General features: G+C 72.7%; 14 protein-coding genes. 6 read left to right on the top strand and 8 right to left on the bottom strand.

Going from position 1 to position 15,368, the window contains the following annotated elements:
- Positions 1-316: 316 nt before the first annotated feature.
- Both ACQB60_RS20550 and ACQB60_RS20545 read left to right on the top strand, forming a co-directional pair.
- A complete protein-coding gene (locus tag ACQB60_RS20550; protein ID WP_496927463.1) occupies positions 317-1,537 on the top strand; it encodes a DUF418 domain-containing protein in 1,221 nt (406 codons plus the stop codon).
- A gap of 84 nt (positions 1,538-1,621) precedes the next feature.
- Positions 1,622-2,920, top strand: a complete 1,299-nt coding sequence (locus ACQB60_RS20545) for a chloride channel protein (protein WP_496927462.1) — start codon at positions 1,622-1,624, stop codon at positions 2,918-2,920.
- A 55-nt stretch (positions 2,921-2,975) separates the two neighbouring features.
- Here the strand turns inward: ACQB60_RS20545 and ACQB60_RS20540 are convergent, their stop codons facing one another.
- Positions 2,976-3,719 carry a Type 1 glutamine amidotransferase-like domain-containing protein gene (locus ACQB60_RS20540; RefSeq protein WP_496927461.1) on the bottom strand — a complete coding sequence of 248 codons (744 nt, stop codon included), beginning with the start codon at positions 3,717-3,719 and terminating at the stop codon, positions 2,976-2,978.
- 253 nt (positions 3,720-3,972) lie between these two features.
- Between ACQB60_RS20540 and ACQB60_RS20535 the strand changes: the two genes are divergently transcribed.
- Positions 3,973-4,281, top strand: a complete 309-nt coding sequence (locus tag ACQB60_RS20535; RefSeq protein ID WP_496927460.1) for a hypothetical protein — start codon at positions 3,973-3,975, stop codon at positions 4,279-4,281.
- Between the two features lie 87 nt (positions 4,282-4,368).
- On the opposite strand, the gene ACQB60_RS20530 is transcribed toward ACQB60_RS20535, so the two are convergent.
- Positions 4,369-4,950 (bottom strand): TetR/AcrR family transcriptional regulator, encoded by a 582-nt coding sequence (locus ACQB60_RS20530; protein ID WP_496927459.1) that lies wholly within the window; start codon positions 4,948-4,950, stop codon positions 4,369-4,371.
- A 328-nt stretch (positions 4,951-5,278) separates the two neighbouring features.
- Here ACQB60_RS20530 and ACQB60_RS20525 point away from each other — a divergent pair, with 328 nt between their 5' ends.
- Positions 5,279-6,439, top strand: coding sequence for an agmatine deiminase family protein (locus tag ACQB60_RS20525; protein WP_496927458.1), 1,161 nt, complete (start codon positions 5,279-5,281; stop codon positions 6,437-6,439).
- Positions 6,440-6,537: 98 nt separating this feature from the next.
- Here ACQB60_RS20525 and ACQB60_RS20520 read toward each other — a convergent pair whose 3' ends face one another.
- Complete coding sequence (locus tag ACQB60_RS20520; protein WP_496927457.1) at positions 6,538-8,043, bottom strand: serine hydrolase domain-containing protein; 1,506 nt, start codon at positions 8,041-8,043, stop codon at positions 6,538-6,540.
- Between the two features lie 156 nt (positions 8,044-8,199).
- On the opposite strand from ACQB60_RS20520, the gene ACQB60_RS20515 reads away from it, so the two are divergent.
- Positions 8,200-8,862, top strand: coding sequence for a TetR/AcrR family transcriptional regulator (locus ACQB60_RS20515; RefSeq protein WP_496927456.1), 663 nt, complete (start codon positions 8,200-8,202; stop codon positions 8,860-8,862).
- Between the two features lie 129 nt (positions 8,863-8,991).
- Here ACQB60_RS20515 and menC read toward each other — a convergent pair whose 3' ends face one another.
- The 4 genes from menC to ACQB60_RS20495 all read right to left on the bottom strand — a co-directional run bounded on the left by menC (position 8,992) and on the right by ACQB60_RS20495 (position 13,313).
- Positions 8,992-10,113 carry an o-succinylbenzoate synthase gene (menC, locus tag ACQB60_RS20510; protein WP_496927455.1) on the bottom strand — a complete coding sequence of 374 codons (1,122 nt, stop codon included), beginning with the start codon at positions 10,111-10,113 and terminating at the stop codon, positions 8,992-8,994.
- A gap of 14 nt (positions 10,114-10,127) precedes the next feature.
- Entirely contained in the window at positions 10,128-10,868 is a 741-nt protein-coding gene (locus ACQB60_RS20505) for a GNAT family N-acetyltransferase (RefSeq protein WP_496927565.1), read from the bottom strand.
- 98 nt (positions 10,869-10,966) lie between these two features.
- Positions 10,967-12,049, bottom strand: a complete 1,083-nt coding sequence (locus tag ACQB60_RS20500; RefSeq protein WP_496927564.1) for a M20 family metallopeptidase — start codon at positions 12,047-12,049, stop codon at positions 10,967-10,969.
- Between the two features lie 91 nt (positions 12,050-12,140).
- On the bottom strand, positions 12,141-13,313 hold the full coding sequence (locus tag ACQB60_RS20495; RefSeq protein WP_496927454.1) for a dipeptidase: 1,173 nt from the start codon (positions 13,311-13,313) through the stop codon (positions 12,141-12,143).
- Between the two features lie 353 nt (positions 13,314-13,666).
- Here ACQB60_RS20495 and ACQB60_RS20490 point away from each other — a divergent pair, with 353 nt between their 5' ends.
- The gene (locus tag ACQB60_RS20490; protein ID WP_496927453.1) at positions 13,667-14,746 is read left to right on the top strand and encodes a serine hydrolase domain-containing protein; all 1,080 of its coding nucleotides are present in this window, start codon (positions 13,667-13,669) and stop codon (positions 14,744-14,746) included.
- A gap of 17 nt (positions 14,747-14,763) precedes the next feature.
- Here the strand turns inward: ACQB60_RS20490 and ACQB60_RS20485 are convergent, their stop codons facing one another.
- Positions 14,764-15,315 (bottom strand): hypothetical protein, encoded by a 552-nt coding sequence (locus ACQB60_RS20485; RefSeq protein ID WP_496927452.1) that lies wholly within the window; start codon positions 15,313-15,315, stop codon positions 14,764-14,766.
- Positions 15,316-15,368 lie beyond the last annotated feature (53 nt).

Below are 15,368 nucleotides of genomic sequence, written 5' to 3'. Positions count from 1 at the left end.
GGGTTCCTGAGCGTGAGTGCGGGCGGAGCGGCACGGTCGAAGGGCCGTGACCACGGCTTCGGCGGGGGCCTGCGCCGGTGACATCAGCCTCGTGACGGGGACGTGCGGCCGGTATCCGGCAGGTGTCCGGCGCTGCCCCGCCGCCCGGCAGGTCCGCCCCCGCCGCCCGGCGGGGGCGGCGCTCCCGCACTCCGCGCCACCCACCGGGCCCCGCGCGCCACCCGCCGGGTGGGGGTCGCTCCGCAGCCGGTCGGCGGGGGCGGCCCGGACCGCTGCCGGATACCCGCCTCCGTACCCGCCGATCAGCCTCGAATACATGACGCAGAACGCAGCTCCCACCCTCCCTGCGCCCGGCCCGACGCCCTCCGCGCCCGCCGCCCCGCCCGGCCCTTCCCCGACCGGACGCCTGATCGGTGTGGACCTCGCCCGCGGCCTGGCGGTGTTCGGGATGTACGCGGCGCATGTCGGCCCGGACCCGTCCCGGGGTGGCGCGACCGGGTTCCTGATGGAGCTCGCGCACGGCCGGGCGTCGGCGCTCTTCGCCGTCCTGGCCGGGTTCTCGATCGTCCTGATGACCGGCCGCCGGACACCGAAGGCGGGCCGGGCCGGTCGCCAGGCCGTCGCCAAGGTCGTCATCCGGGCCCTGATCCTGCTGGTCCTGGGCACGGCGCTCACGCTCTACGGCACTCAGGTCGAGGTCATCCTCGCCTTCTACGGCCTGTACTTCCTGCTGGTCCTGCCCCTGTACCGGCTCTCCGCCAAGCCGCTGGCCGTCATCGCCGCGGCGAGCGCGCTCGTCCTGCCCCAGGTCCTGTACGTGATCCAGCAGCACCTCCCGTACGAGCCCGGCCCAGGCTCCCTCTGGACGTGGCCCGCCAACGCCGACGGCCTGGTCTCGCTGCTGTTCACCGGCAGCTACCCGGCCCTGTCCTGGCTGCCGTTCGTCATCGCGGGCATGGCCGTGGCCCGGCTCGACCTGGCGGCCACGGCGGTACGCATACGCCTGGCGGTCACCGGCGTCTGCCTGGCCGTCGTCGGCTACGGCGGCTCCTGGCTGGCGCTGCACCTCGTGCCCGGCGCCGCCTCCGCGCTCGCCGACTCCGGCTACGGGGAGGGGGGTTCGGCCCTGTCGGCGTGGTGGTCGGACGTCGCCGGCCACCCCACCGGGGACACCGCGGCCTGGCTCCTGGCGGCCTCCCCGCACAGCGAGACGACCCTGTCGATCGTCGCCAACACCGGCGTGGCCGTCGCGGTCCTGGCCCTCTGCCTCCTCGCGACCGACGCGCTCCCCCGCTTCCGCCGCCTGGCCACCCCCGTCATCGCGGTCGGCACCATGTCCCTGACCGCGTACGTCTTCCACATCGTCGGCATCCGCCTCCTCGGCGTCGAGGAACTGCCCGGCCCGTCGCTGCACGTGCTGCTCGGCTTCGTCGTGGCGGCCATGGTGTTCGCGACGCTGTGGTCCCGGTTCCTCGGGCGGGGGCCACTGGAGTGGCTGCTGGGCCGGGCGACACGGCCGGCGCGGTACGTGAAGTAGCCCGGCAGGCCGGTCACACGCCCGATGGGGCGGGCACCGGCGTGGAGCCGGTCTCACCCTCTCCTTCACGGTTAGTGTTCGCCCGTGACTGACCGTGACTTCCCTGGTGCGCGCCCGTACCGGTTCGCCCTGATGACCGTCGTGGTCGGTGTGCTCGCCGGGGCGGCCGGCACCCTGCTGGCCCTGCTGCTGCACGCGGTGCAGCACCTCGCGTACGGCTACTCCGGCGGCCCGTTCCTGGCGGGTGCGGAGGCGGCGTCGCCGCTGCGGCGCGTGGCCGTGATGGTGGTCGCGGGCGTCGTCGGCGGGGTGGGCTGGTGGGCCCTGTATCGCTTCGGGCGGCCGCTGGTCGGCGTCGGGGACGCGGTGCGGGCCGAGCTGCCGCGGATGCCGTTGCTCACCACCACCGTCCACGCGCTGCTGCAGATCCTGACCGTGGCGCTCGGCTCCCCGCTGGGCAGGGAGGTGGCGCCGCGCGAGCTGGCGGCCGCCTTCGCCGGGGAGGCGTGCCGACGGGCCGGGCTGACGAAGCGTCAGTGCCAGGTGCTTGTGGCGTGCGCGGCCGGGGGTGGTCTCGCCGCCGTGTACGACGTGCCGCTGGGGGCCCTTGTCTTCACCCTGGAGGTGGTGCTCGGCACCTGGGCGGTGGGCGCGGTGATCCCGGCGGCGGCCGTCGCGGCCCTCGCCACCTGGGTGTCCTGGCTGGCGCTGCCGGACGAACCGGTCTACCACCTGCCGGAGTTGAACGTCGGCGGGTCACTGATCGTCTGGTCGGTGCTCGCCGGGCCGGTCATCGGCGGCTGCGCCTACCTGTTCAGTGCCACCGCGCGGGCCGCCCGCGCCCGGGCCCCGCGCGGCCGGACGCTGCTCCTGGCCCTGCCCGCGGCCTTCCTGGCCACCGGGCTGCTCGCCATCCACTACCCGCAGCTCCTCGGCAACGGCAAGGCACCGGCCGAGGTCGCCTTCTCCACGCAGCCCGGCATCGCCCTGGCAGCCGTCCTGCTGGTCCTGCGCACGGTGGTCGTCGTGCTGTGCCTGGGCGCGGGCGCCTCGGGCGGCCTGCTCACCCCGTCGTTCGCCAACGGGGCGCTGCTCGGGGTGGTGACCGGCGGCGCCTGGGTGCTGCTGTGGCCGGGGGCGTCGATCGGCGCGTACGCGGTCGTGGGCGCCGGAGCGTTCCTCGCCGTCGCGCAGCGCATGCCCGTCACCGCCGTCGTCCTGACCCTCGAATTCACCGATGCCCCCTGGGACTTGGGGGTGCCGGTGCTGCTCGCGGTCGCGGGCGCCATGGCGGTGCGGGCGCTGTGCGTGCGGGGGACGGCCGCTCGGGACGCGGCGCGGCAGGAAGGGGAGCACGCCGAGGCCGGGACATCCCCGTCGTGAGGGGTGTGGTGAGGAGGGCGGCCCGGCCTGGGGTGTGGTCCGCCCTCCTCACAGGTCATGCGGGCGACGCGGGTCGGCGTGCCCCGTCGAGCAGGCGGCACGGGTGGGCCCGCTCCACCGCTCCTCGTCCGTCGCCGTCGGGCTCCACCCGGTAGAGACCGGCCCGCGAGGTGCGGGTCACCGCCTCCGTCAGCCGGCCGTCGGTGAAGAGGGCGGCGGCACCGTCCTCCACCGCCCAGCCGGGCGGAAGCGCACCGCTCGCCACGGCCTCCTGGTAGGACGGCCGCCGCCCCGGTTCGCTGTCGTAGTGGGGGCAGACCGAGCCGGGCAGCAGCCCCAGCCCGTCGGACAGGTGCGTCAGCGGCCCGAAGGAGTCGGTGTGCGAGCCTTCGGCCCAGCAGTTGGCACCCGCGCTGATGCCGCACAGCAGCGTGCCGCGCCCGTACGCCTCGCGCAGGATCCGGTCGACGCCGTGCACGCGCCAGACCGCCAGCAGGTTGGCGGTGTTTCCCCCGCCCACATAGATGACGTCCTGGGAGAGCAGGAACGCCCGCAAGGCGGCGTCGTCCCTGTCCCGCCGGAACAGCGGCAGGACGCTCGGCTCGCAGGCGCGCGCGTCGTACGCGGCGTGGAACTGCTCGACGTAGGCGGGGGCGTCACCGCTGGCGGTGGGCAGGAAGCACACCTTGGGCCGCGGAGCGCGTACGTGACCGAGCACCCAGTCGTCCAGCAGGCCGTCGTCATCGGTGGAGAAGCCTCCCCCGAGAAGGGCCAGCCGGGGCTCCGGAACGACGGACACAGGAACGCCTCCTCGCGCGGGCTGACGGGTTCCCCGCACCCTGCCAAGCCGTCGCGGCCCGCGCAATCGAATACCCCGGCGCCGAAAATCCCTTTCCTCTCCCCCGGGCCGGTCCATAAGCTGCCAGGTTCCGTTCCATCGGGGCCATGGCCGGAGAAAGGGAGGGCGTCATGCATTCCGCCGTGAAGGGGCGAACCCAGCCGCCCGCCCGGAAGGTCCGGGAGCCCGGGCGGCTGGTTCCAGAAGGAACGCGATGTCCCGTACGGACAAGACGAAACCGCTGTGGGTGCGCCACCTCGAACACCGCCCCCGGCCGGTGCACGACCACCGCTTCGGCGCCTGCGACCTGCCGCCCGCCCCGACACAGGAGGACACCGACGACACCCGCTGCCGCTGGGAACACCCCGGCGCCCTGCTGTTCGGCCACAGCTGCTGTGCGGGCTGCAGCGTGCGCTCCTGCAACAAGGAGCGGCAGGGGATGAACAAGGCCGCGAACCGCAAGGAGCGCTATGCGGGGCGGCACGAGGCACGCCGGTCCGCCACGCGCGAGGACGGCGACTGAGCGGAGTGCGGCGCGTCTAGGGCCTGTCCGGCTGCTGTGTGACGCAGTGGATTCCGCTGACTGGATTTTCAGTCACCGCGGGAGCGGCTACTTCTGCCGCAGCAGCGTCAGTTCGGCCTCGATGGCGCCGCGCGCGAGGTCACGGGCATGCTCGAGCTGGAGCCCGCCGCTGAGCCAGCGCATGCTCAGCCCCTCCACGAGAGCGGTGAGCCGCTCGCCGGCCGCCGCCAGGGCGGGCGCCGGGGTCATCGGCTGCACCTGTCCGATGAGGGCCGCGACCTCCTGCACCCACACGAGCGTGGCCCTGGCGAGATCCTCGCGCAGCACTTCGTCGAAGACGGCGCTCGCACGCAACTCGCCCCAGGCGGAGCTGTTCTCCCGTACCTCCGGGGTGTCCTGGAGCTCCAGGAGCAGGGTCTCTTCCAACTCCTCACGGGGAGGCAGCGGTTCGGCGTCGCTGTCGCGGCTGGTGGTGTAGCGCTCGGCCCGGTTGTTGATGAACTCCAGGGTGTGGCGCAGGATCCCGGTGCGGTCCTTGAAGTGGTAGTAGATCAGCCCGGTGGAGACGCCCGCCTCGGCGGCCAGCTCTTCGACACGCAGGCCGCGCACACCGCGACGGGCGATCAGCCGTGCGGCAGCTTCCAGGATCTGAGTAGTGCGGGGCGCCATGGATCCGAACCCTACCCGCCCCTTCCCGGCCCGGTGATCTCGGCCGAGCGCCCGACACCGCACGCCGGGGCACACGGCGCACCGTCACCACTCTTTGACTGAATTTTCAGTACGTGCGACAGTGAAGGAACAGCGTGACGGCACGGCCACCCCACCCGCCCTCACGGCATCCGGCCGTCCCTCGGCGCGGCACACACCGCCGACGGTTCGCGTGACTCAGACGCGCGCGCCCCCACCCCACCCACGCCGCCCGCACCCCGCCGCGCTCGTCGAGCGGCCCGCCACACCGGCGGCTAGCTTGACCCCATCACGATGATCGGAGTTCACCGTGTCCCACCTCCTCCCCTCCCGCCGCTCGGCCCTGCGCGCGATCGGCGGCATCGGCGCCGTGATCCTCGGCGCATCGGCCTGCGGGCCCGGTGACTCCGGCGTCGCGAGCGCCGCCGACACCGACCGGGACACGGACACGGACGCCAAGGGCCGCCGCATGGGCGCCGAGTGGGAGAGCCACGCGCGCACGTTCATGTCGTGGCCCGCACTGGAGTCGGTGTGGGAGGACGACCTGCGCCATGTGCGCGAGGACATCGCCCGCGTCGCCCGTGCCATCGCCGAGTACGAGTACGTCGTGATGATGGCGCGGCCCGACCAGCAGAAGGCCGCCCAGAAGGCATGTGGGCGCGACGTCGAGGTCATTCCGCTGGCCGTCGACGACCTGTGGGCCCGCGACACCGTGCCGGTCTTCGTGGAGCAGGACGGCAAGGTCCTGGGCGTCGACTTCAACTTCAACGGGTGGGGCAACAAGCAGGAGCACACCAACGACGGCAAGGTGGGCCAGACCCTGCTCGCCGAGTACGACATCCCGCGCACGAAGGCCCCGCTGGTCGCCGAGGGCGGCTCGTTCGAGACCGACGGCGAGGGCACGCTCCTGATCACCGAGAGCTCGATCGTCAACGACAACCGCAACCGCGGCAAGAGCCGCGACCAGATCGAGGCCGAGCTCAAGCAGACCCTGGGCGTCAAGAAGGTGATCTGGCTGGCCGGGGTGCGCGGCCAGGACATCACCGACGCCCACGTGGACAGTCTCGTCCGCTTCACCGAGCCCGGTGTGGTGCTGCTTGACCGGGCGCACCCCGACACCCCCGCCGACTCCTGGTCGCGCGCCGCCGACCAGGCCAAGGCCGTGCTCGGCAAGGCGACCGACGCCGAGGGACGTTCCTTCGAGATCGTCGACCTGCCGCAGCCCGACCTGTACGAGATCACCGGCGAGGGCGACGACTTCGTGTCGACGTACGCGAACTTCTACGTCGCCAACGACTCGGTGTTCCTGCCCGAGTTCGGCGACCGCAAGGCGGACAAGCGGGCCAAGGGCATCCTGCAGGAGCACTTCCCCAAGCGCGACATCGTGCAGGTGCAGATCGACACCATCGCCTCGGGCGGCGGCGGCATCCACTGCTCCACCCACGACGAGCCCGGCAAGCCGGTCGACTGATCCCGCCCCTCCCCGTCGGGGCCCGGCTCCCGTTCGGCGAGCTCCAAGCGCTGGACTCCCGCTAGCGGGCGGGGGCGGGCCCCGACGAGAGATGACCGTCACTCGTCTCCGGTGCGGGCCGGTCGGATCACGTGGACGGCGCGGAGAGCCACGGTCACCAGCCCGGCAACTGCCGCCCCGGCGGCGGCGATCAGGACGTCGGGGGCCCAGGTCCACAGCTGGCCCGGGCTCATGCCGTCGGCGAACAGCAGCACCGCGACCGGCACCACGGCCGCGGTCAGGCACCAGGGAAGGGCACCGAGCAGGCGGCGCACGCGGGACGGGCGCGCGACGGGACGGCGCAGGAGGAAGACCGAGCGGACGGCCGCCCCCAGCAGCAGTACCGCGAGGGCGGTGGTGCCCCACAGGGTCAGCACGTACGGCGACAGCCACGCCGTGCCACTGGAGGGCGCCGCACCACCGGCCAGGATCCGGGCGGCACCGAAGCCGACCTTCATGACCTCGTCGTCGTCGAGGAGCTCGTACAGGTTCTGGTGCAGTACGAGGGCGATGTTCCGCTCGGGCAGCAGGAACAGCATTCCCGCGTAGCCGGGAGTGCCGCCCGTGTGCCAGACCGCCCGGTCGAGCGGGGCGTCCAGGCCGCCGACGCGCCAGCCGAGGCCGTAGCCCGTGCCCTCCCCGGAAGGCCGGAGCCGGCCCTCCGTACGCGTGGCCCGTACGGATGCGGGGGTGAGCACGGAGGTGTCGCCGTCTCCGGCGCGGAGCTGGAGCGCGGCGAAGGCGGCGAGGTCGCCCAGGTCGCCGCCCGTGTAGCCGTAGGCGGCCCCGTGCTCGTCGACGCCGTCGGCGGTCGCGGCCGGCAGCCCCCACAAGTACTGGTGCCCCGGGGCCAGTTGTCGCGCGCGGGCCGAGGCGCGGTCGACGACGGCGCTGTCCATGCCTGCCGGGGCGAGCACCGCCCGGCGCAGATACGCGGCGAAGGGCTGTCGTGTGACGGCCTCGACGACGGCGGCGAGGACGAGGTAATTCGCGCTGCTGTAGGCGTACTTCGCACCGGGCGGGCCCAGCGGTTTCACGTCGTCCAGTGCGCTGACGCGCTCCGCCGGGCGGGGGCAGTCGTCGGCGAAGCAGTCGGTGACCTTGAACGTGGCCGACGCCGGGATCCCGGCGGTCTGCCCGAGAAGGTGACGGACCCGCACCCGGGAGGCGTGCGCCGGTCCGCCGAAGCGGAAGGCGGGCACATGGTCGGCCACCCGGTCGTCCAGGCTCAGCCGGTGGTCCTGAACGAGCGTCATCACCGCGGTCGCGGCCACCGGTTTCGCCACGGACCCCCACAGGAAGGGGGTCTTGGGCGTCACCTTCCGCCCCCGTCCGTCCGTACCCCAGGCCCGTTGATGGACCGGCCCGTCGGGTCCGACCACCGCGTAGGCGAGGCCGGGCACACGGGTCGCCTTCATGCGCTCCCGTACGTAGGCGTCGATCGCCGCGTAGCGCCCGGACGGTGACGAGGTGTCAGCCGCCGCGGCCGCGGGCGCCGGGACCAACAGGAGCAGAAGGACCAGGGAGACCGCGTGCGCGGCCACGCGTCGTAAGTACCGGGACATGGGTTCTCCTCACCGTCGTGAACGTCCGGGCAGGACGCGCCAGTTGATGGGGCGGGCCGGATGAAGGGCAGGCCGAATGAAGGGGCAGGCCCGGCTCGAATAACCGTACCGCCATATGGTTATTGGGTTTTTACCGTACGCTGCTACGGTTATCAAGTGCCGAGGATCGCTGACCACGAAGAACGCCGCCGTCAGATCGCGGACGCCGTCTGCCGGCTCATCACCGAGCAGGGCCTGGACGCGGTGACCGTGGCACGGACCGCCGCGAGCGCCGGGATGTCGGTCGGGCTCGTGCAGCACTACTTCCGCTCCAAGGACGAGATGCTGCTGCACGCCTTCAAGGAGGTCAGCGCACGCATCAAGGGCCGGGCCGACGAACGGATCCGGGCCGGCATCGAGCACCGGCGGCCGATCTCGCACGTCCTGGCCGAGGCGCTGGCCGAGTTCCTGCCGCTGGACGAGATCCGCCACACCGAGTTCCGGGTGACGCGGGCGTTCGCCGGGCGGGCCCTGGACGCGGCCGCGCTCGCCGTCGTCGACGTGGAGACCGCCCACCGGCTGCGCGAGGACGTGGCGCGGGCCGTGCACAACGGCAAAGAGTGCGGCGAGGTCGCGCCGGAGCTGGACCCGTGGCCCGCTGCCGTCCGCCTGACCGCGGTCACGGAGGGCCTCGCCATGCAGGTCTACCGGGACGCCGCACGGGCGGCGGGGGCGTCCGCGGCCGAGGTGGCCGCCGCCGTCATCGCGGACGAACTCGCGGTCGTCTTCACGGGCGAGTGCCGGCAGTACGCCGCGTCCGGGCGCACCGGACCGGCCTGACCGTCGCGCGGTGCGGGTGGATGCCCGGCTGCTCGGGCGCGCCACAACTCCGCATGTTCTGCGGCATGTCGACGAGGGCGGCGCCCGCAGTCGTGTCGCGGGTGCCGCCCTCGTCGTGACCGGGCTGCCTTACAGCTCGATCCATTCGGTGGAGGTGGTGACCTCCTTGAGCAGGTCGGGCAGCGGTGCCACGCCGAGGCCGGGGCCCGTCGGGACGTCGAGGTGGCCGTCGTCGAGGACGAACGGCTCCGTGATGTCCGTGGCGAAGTAGCGGTGGGAGCCGGAGGTGTCGCCGGGCAGGGTGAAGCCGGGCAGGGCGGCCAGGGCGACGTTGGCGGCGCGGCCGATGCCGGTCTCCAGCATGCCGCCGCACCAGACCGGGATGCCGTGCGCGCGGGCCAGGTCGTGGATGCGGCGGGCTTCCAGGTAGCCGCCGACCCGGCCGGGCTTGACGTTGACGATGGAGCAGGCGCCGAGCGAGAGGGCCGCGGCCGCGTGGGCGGCGGACTCGATGGACTCGTCCAGGCAGATCGGGGTGCGCATCAGCTTGCCGAGCTGGGCGTGCTGGACCATGTCGTCGTTGGCCAGGGGCTGTTCGATCAGGAGCAGGTCGAAGGCGTCGAGCTTGGCGAGGTGCTGGGCGTCGGTGAGGGTGTAGGCGGCGTTGGCATCGACCTGGAGGAGCAGGTCGTCGCCGAAGCGCTCGCGGACCGCGCGGACCGGCTCGATGTCCCAGCCGGGCTCGATCTTCAGCTTGATGCGGACGTAGCCCTCGGTGACGTAGCGGTCGACGGCGTCGAGGAGTTGCGGGACGGTGTCCATGATCCCGACCGAGACGCCGCAGGGCACGCGGTCGCGGGCGGCGCCCAGGTAGCCGCCGAACGACTCGCCCGTGGCGCGGAGTTGGGCATCGAGGACCGCCGTCTCCAGGGCCGCCTTCGCCATGCGGTGGCCGGTGAAGGGGTCCAGGATCCGGCCCACTTCCTGCGCGTCCACGCCGTCCTTGGCGCCCGCCTCCAGCAGGGCGGGGACCAGGAAGGAGCGCAGGACGTTCTGGGCGCCGTCGACGTACTCGGAGCAGTAGCGGGGCTCGGACATCGCGCCGCACTCGCCCCAGCCCTCGCCGTCGGCGGTGACGACGCGGACCAGCAGCACGTCGCGGCTGGTCTCCACGCCGAAGGAGGTGCGGAACGGGGCGACCAACGGCATCGCGATGCGGCGCAGTTCGACGCCGGAGATCTTCGTCTTCATGGGGTGGGGGCTCCTCAGGGCTGGAGGTCGGGGCGGTGGGGGCGGCGGACGACGTAGCGACGGCGTTCGTGGAAGCCGGTGACCTCGGCGCCCTCGGCGAGCAGGCCGCCCAGGCTCTCGCGTACGGCGAGGCGCCAGGCGCGGGCGGCGGCCGGGTCGGTGCGGCGCAGGGACTCGATGTCGTCCGGGAGGTCGATGAGCACGGTCTCGGCGTCGGTCGCGAGGGGCTCGGGGAGGCCGCCGTGGTCGCGCAGGGCGTGCGCGGCGCCCGGAGGGAGCTCGGCGGCGGGCGGGGCGGGCTCGGTCAACTCCCAGACGGCGAGCACCCGGTCGGACTCGTCTCCGCCGTTGATGGCGTCGTCCATCTCCCCGTAGAAGGAGGTCAGGTACTCCTCGGGGCGGGCGCCGAGCTTGACCAGGTTGAAGTAGGCGTTGCGGCGGATCAGCGGGTCGTAGGTCCAGGTGATGCGCTGGAGGCCGCGCTCCAGGGCCCACTGCCGCTGGTGCAGCTTCAGGGCGAGGCCCGCGCCGCGGCCCATGACGGCGCCGGTGATGTGGGAGTGCAGGCAGCTGCCGACGGGCTCGCCGAAGAAGGCGACGGAGGCACCGGTCAGGCGGTCGCCCTCGTATGCTCCGGCGACGTAGTTGCCCGCGTGCGAGAGGGCCTTGATGACCTCGGCGGAGATGGGGGTGCTGCCGGGTTCGCTCCCCCAGATGTCGGCGTAGAGGTGGCTGACGGCTTCGAAGTCCGCCATGCCGTGGAGCTCTCGTACGGTCGGCCGTATGCCGGTGGCCGGAGTCGTCGAAGTCGGCGGGCTCGTCGGGCTCGTGGGGGTCATGGGCGTCATGGGGGTCACTGGAGTGCTCCGACGAGGCGGGTCAGCAGCCGGGCGCGGTCCGGCATGGTGGCGGTGACGACGTGTTCGTGGTCGGCGTGCGCGCCGTCGCCGACCGGGCCGAGGCCGTCGAGCGTGGGGCAGCCGGCCCCGGCGGTGAAGTTGCCGTCGGAGGCGCCGCCGACGGCGGCCTGCCGCAGCGGTTCGAGGCCGAGCCGGGCGGCCTCTTCCGCGGCCTGGGCGAAGAGCTTCCGGGAGGAATCGGCGTCCAGGGGCGGGCGGTTGGGGCCGCCGCCGACGTCCAGGCGGGCGCCGGGGACCTGCGGAGTGAGGGCCTTGATGTGGCGGTCGACGGCCTGCTGCGCGGCGGGGTCGGGCACGCGGACGTCCACGGTCAGTTCGGCGAGGGCGGGCACGGTGTTGTTCGCCGTTCCGGCGCGCAGCAGCGTGGGGGTGACCGTCGTCCCTGGTCCGGTGGCGGCGGTGACGTCGGCGGCGATGCGCTCCAACGCCAGGAGCTGGTGGGCGAGTTCGGTGCCCGCGTTGATGCCCTTCTCCGGTTCGAGCCCGGAGTGGGCGGCGCGGCCGTGGACGGTGAGCTCGTACAGCGATACGCCCTTGCGGCTGGTCTTCAGGGCGCCTCCGGGCGCCGAGGGCTCCAGGACGAGCGTGGCCGAGCACTGCCGCGCGAGGGCCTCGATGAGCGCACGGGAGGTCGCCGAGCCGGTCTCCTCGTCACCGGTGACGAGCACGCACAGACCGTCCAGGGACGGGAGTTGAGACAGGGCGTGGAACATCTGGACCAGCCCGGCCTTCATGTCGAAGACGCCGGGGCCGCGGGCGATGCCCTGCTCCATCGACCAGGGGTGGGTCTTGAGCGTGCCGGTGGGCCAGACGGTGTCGTGGTGGCCGAGCAGCAGGATGCGCGGGGTTCCGAAGGTCCACTGAAGGTGGGTGATGCCTTCGGTGACGAGGGTTTCGGGTGCGGCGCCGAGCAGTCGGCGGCCCTGTGCGGCGACGACTTGGGCGCTGCGGGCCAGGGCGTCGTGGTCGGCGGAGAAGGACTCGCAGGTGACGAGCGTTTCGAGGTCGGCGAGCATGGCGTCGAGCGCCGGGGCGCGATGGTCCGACGCATGGCCCTCCGACGCATGGCCCTCCGGCGCACGGTCCTCGGGCGCGGTCGTGCGTGCGTCATCGTGCGGCATGGGCGGTTCCTTCCGTGCGTGCTGCCTTGTGCGCGTCCTTGTGCTCGTCGCGTACTGCCTTGTGCCCGTCGCATGCGGCCGTGTGGTCCTCGCGGACTCCCGGGTGTTCCTTGCGCACTCCCGAGTCCTCCTTGCGCACTCCCATGTGCGCGGCCATGAGCCGCCGCACGTTCCCGCCCAGGATCTTCAGGGCGTCCTCCTCGGGCAGGCCCCGGCGCAGCAGCGCCTCCGTGACCAGGGGCATCCCGGCCGGGCCGTCGAGTTCCGGGAAGTCGAAGTGGGGGTCCTCGCCGTCGGTGTTCTCGCAGCAGGGCGGGGTGACGTCCGCGATGACCTCGCGGACGAAGTCGGCGCCGAGGCCGACGTGGTCGATCCCGGCCACAGAGGCGACGTGTTCGATGTGGTCGACGACGCGGTCGACGCCGACCTTCGCCTGGTCGTCGGTGAGGAAGTCCGGGATGAAGTTCACGCACACCACGCCGCCGGTTGCGGCCACGCCGCGGATCTGCTCGTCGGTGAGGTTGCGGTGGTGGTCGCGCAGGGCGCGGGCGTTGGAGTGGGTGGCGATCAGCGGGCGGGTGGCGAGCTCCAGGACGTGGGCGACGCCGGAGGCGCCGAGATGGGAGATGTCGAAGAGCATGCCCAGGCGCTCCATCTCCTGGACCGCCCGGGTTCCGGGGGCGGTCAGGCGGCTGCCGGTGGCGTCCTCCCGGCTGCCGTCGGCGAGCGGGGTGCGGCCCCAGTGGGCTATCGAGGCGATCCGCACGCCGAGCCGGTGGACGGTGGAGAAGAGCTCGACGGAGGCGTCGAGGCCCGGTGCGCTCTCCAGGGCGAGCACGAGGGCGATCCTGTTGTCGGCCAGGGCCCTGTCGATGTCCGCGCCGTCGAGGCACAGCGCGACGTGTTCGGGGTTCTCCTCGGCGAGGACGTGGGCGCACTCGATCATGCGGAGGGTCTGGCGCAGCGCCCCCTCGGGCCGGTACTGGTCGTCGATGAAGACGGGCAGGACCTGGATGTCGATGCCGCCCGCGCGCAGTTGCGGCAGCCACCGCTCCCGGAAGAAGCTGCCCCAGCGTTCCGGCGGGCGGGCGGCGACGGCCATGAGAAGGTCGTTGTGGGCGTCGGCGACGACGGCTCGGTGATGCAGGTCCAAGGACACGACGGGGCCTTTCACGGTGCGGAGCCCAGGGTTACGGAGAGGGGTCTGGGTCAGGACCTCAACGTAGGCAGGTCGCCCCGCCCTGCTCTTTGGCCTGCAGAACAAATCAATGGGCGCCCACTTGGACGGCAGCACAAGTCGGCCGATCGGGACCGTGCCCGTGCAACCCCGGAAACCGCCTAGCAGATCGCGCGAGACGGCCCCTTGGCCGCACGGCCAAAACCCGCCCCGGATGTTTGGCTGGGCACCGCATGCAGCGGGCCCGGCCAGGCCCGACGGTGTACGGCATGCACAAGGACACCTTGCGACGAAGGACAACTCTTGCCGCAGCACTGGCAGTCACGGCCTCGCTGATGGCTGCCCCCGCCGCGTCGGCCTCGTCGGGCGCCTCCGCCCCAGGATCCGGCTGTGATGCCCGGACGGTCCAGAAGGCGCTGGACGCGCTGAAGCACGTCGGCGCCTCCGGCCTCAGCGTGACGGTGAAGAGCCCCCGCTGCGGCCTCCTCACCACCGGCATCGGCCTCGCCGACCTGAAGACGGGCCGCAAGGTCGTCGGGAACGAGCACAGCCGCATCGCCAGCAACACCAAGACCTGGGTGGCCACGGTCGTGCTGCAGCTGGTCGGCGAGGGCAGGCTCCGGCTCGACGACACGGTCGACCACTTCTTCCCCGGCCTGATCCGCACCGACCACTACGACGGCCGCAGGATCACGGTGCGGCAGCTGCTGCAGCACACCAGCGGCCTGCCCGACTACCTGGACGCGTACGAGAACGAGGACGACTACCGCTGGGACCACCTCGAACCGCTCGACACGGTCAAGATGGCCCTGAAGCTGCCGCCGCCCGACGACCGGGCCCCGTCCGGCTTCGCCTACTCCAACACCAACTACAACCTCGCAGGGATGATCGTCTCGAAGGTCACCGGACGCGGCATCGGCACGGAGATCAAGCAGCGCATCATCAATCCCCTCGGGCTGCGGCACACGTCCTGGCCCGGCGACCGGACCACGCTGCCCAAACCGGAGCTGCGCGGCTATGCCGAGCGCCAGGGCAAGTTGGCGGACCGTACGGAGTGGAACGTCTCCGGCGCCGACGCCTCGGGGGCGCTGGTCTCCAACGGGGCCGACGTGACCGCGTTCTGGTCGGCGCTGCGCGGCGGGAAGCTGCTGGCCCCGGCCCAGTTGGCCGAGATGGAGAAGACCATCACGACGGACGCCCCGGGCGAGCGCTACGGCCTGGGCGTCGAGCGCTACGAGACCGTCCCGGGCTTCGTCACCTGGGGGCACAGCGGCTCCATGGAGTCCGGGCACAAGCTCAGGAACGCCGTCACGGGGGACGGCCGGCGGGCCGTGACGCTGCTGATCGGCTCGGAGCGGTTCGACTCCGACAAGGTCGACGCCGTCATCGGCAGGCTCATCCACGACCTGCGCTGAGGGCCCCGGGGGTGGGGCTATGACGCGAAGGACGAAGACGACGAGGAGGACGGTGGTTCCTCCTCGGCCCGGGCCGCGGCCGACGCCGCCTCGACCTTGAGGAGGTTGTAGCGGAACTCGTAACTGTGGGTGTGGCTGCCGAGTTGGCGCTGGTAGTAGGAGACGATGGTGTTCCCCCACTCGATGCGCTCCGGCTCGCGGGCGTAGTACTGCGCGGGCGGCATGCCCTCCCGGGCCGCGAGCCGGTCGAGCTCGCCGCTCCTCACCTGCTGGTCCAGGGCCGAACGGCGCGGCTCCGCCGCGGCGTTGAGGAGTTCGAAGACGGCGGCACCGAACAGCCGGCTCGGACCTGCCCGGCGCACGGCGGAGTGCACCGGGTTGAGCATGACCGTCCGGCTGCCCGCCCGCCACTCGCCCACGCCTCCCCCCTGGGTGCGGCCGAACCGCACCGTGACGCTGCCCGCGGCGGTCAGTTCGCGCTGGAAGTGCGGGGCCACGCGGGCGATGAGCTGGCCGAGCTGGCGCATCATCCGGCCGTCCTGGCTGGTCTGGAAGCTGACACTTCCCACCGAGCCATTGAACGAACGCCCCTCCTCGGACTCTTCGGACTCCCGCTCGGAGC

The sequence above is a fragment of the Streptomyces odontotermitis genome, from assembly GCF_050510915.1.
GTDB lineage: Bacteria > Actinomycetota > Actinomycetes > Streptomycetales > Streptomycetaceae > Streptomyces.
Note: the sequence above shows the minus strand (reverse complement) of the source record. Positions and strands in the feature narration are given on the sequence as shown.